This is a genomic window from Pseudoflavonifractor sp. BSD2780061688st1 E11 (genome assembly GCF_005844125.1).
GTDB lineage: Bacteria > Bacillota > Clostridia > Lachnospirales > Lachnospiraceae > Sellimonas > Sellimonas catena.
Map to the genome: position 1 here is coordinate 1 of NZ_SPHM01000099.1, position 1608 is coordinate 1608.

Genomic DNA, 1608 nt, shown 5'->3' on the forward strand with positions numbered 1-1608 from the left:
AAAAACACATAAAAAGAAACCCCCAATTCCCCCATGAATGGGGGCTAGGGGGCTGAAGTGTCGAAGACACTTTTTTATATAGGAGCTGATACAATTCTTTTTAGAATTATCTACTCGAGAATGCGAATTTGATGATAGAAGAAATATACTTCGGAAATAGATGATGAACTGAGAACCTATACTTCGAAAAATCTCTTGTCGATATTCCACAATTTATTATGGACGAGGATTATTTATTAAATGATCATTAGGTTTGGGTAGTTTGTTTTTAGTATTATGTGTATGTAGAATTTTAAGTAATTTTTTGTTCATTAATACTTTGGAATATAAGGAGTTTGATTATGCAAAATCTTAAAAATTCACAAAATTTCTTGATAAACAAGAATTTAGTTCGAAATCTAATAGTTAAATCAAAATTGGAGAAAAATGATACTGTTATAGAAATTGGGCCTGGAAAGGGGATAATTACTAATCTTCTTGCAGAATATGTTGGAAATGTCATAGCGATTGAATATGACGAGAATTTATTTAGGATATTAGTTTCACAAAATAAATTTGAGAATATTGAATATGTTTACGGAGATTTTTTGAAATATCATTTGCCTAGTAAGCAAAGGTATAAAGTTTTTTCAAACATTCCTTTTCAAATCACTGCAGATATCATTAAAAAAATCACTGAAGATAATAATTCCGCAGAAGAAATTTTTCTTATTGTGCAAAAAGAAGCTGCTAAAAAATACTGTGGAATTCCTTATCAAAAATATGAAGGATTACGTGCTGCAGTGATAAAAGCTCAGTATCATGTAGAAATAATGCATACATTTAATAGAAGTGATTTTTCTCCATCTCCAAAGGTGGATACAGTGTTATTGCACTTAAAACAGAAGAAAAATACACTGAGTTTATCAGAATACAAGGATTTTAAAGATTTAGTTGCTTATTTTTATTCACAAGGGAAAGGAAAGAGTTCAAAGGATCGACTTGCAGTTTTGTTTTCAAATGCTCAAATAAGGCGTCTGTGTAAAGATAACAATATAAATCTGTTAGATTCATATACAAAAATTACCTCTGAGCAATGGATGAATGTTTTTTTATATTCTCGAATCGGATTAACTGCAGAAAAAAAACGATTAGTCGGTGATGCTTATAAAAAATTGGAGAAAATCAATAAAGGATTACAAAAACAGAATAGAACATATTTAAGGAAACCATCTCAATCTAATTCGAAGTCTTCTACATTCAATAGACGCCAAAAGTCTCTTAATTAGTAATGCCATTTTTTGCATACGAGATGGTTAATATATTTTACTATGATTAATGAAAAACAAAAATGAGATGTTTTAATGGCAGATAAGCACTTTCTAAGCAGTTTTCCAATAGCTAATGCTGTTTGGATTATTGTTTGCTTTGTAGATAATGGGAAAGAGCATGGTTTGGAATGAAATTTAATTAGATAAAAAGCACTTACTTATTTTTAATGATAGGAGTCTATATAACATTGGAGTATAAACTATTTAGTGACATAATGATAACTCAAACTTCGCACTTGAATAAGTGCCTATGCACCTTGAAAATTCAATAAGTTCTGGCAATAAAATAGCATGAAAC

1 protein-coding gene is annotated in these 1608 nt (G+C 29.5%); it reads left to right on the forward strand.

What is annotated here, in order from left to right:
- Positions 1–341: 341 nt before the first annotated feature.
- A complete protein-coding gene (locus tag FGQ85_RS18135) occupies positions 342–1268 on the forward strand; it encodes an rRNA adenine N(6)-methyltransferase family protein (RefSeq protein WP_118636167.1) in 927 nt (308 codons plus the stop codon).
- The last annotated feature ends 340 nt before the right edge of the window (positions 1269–1608 follow it).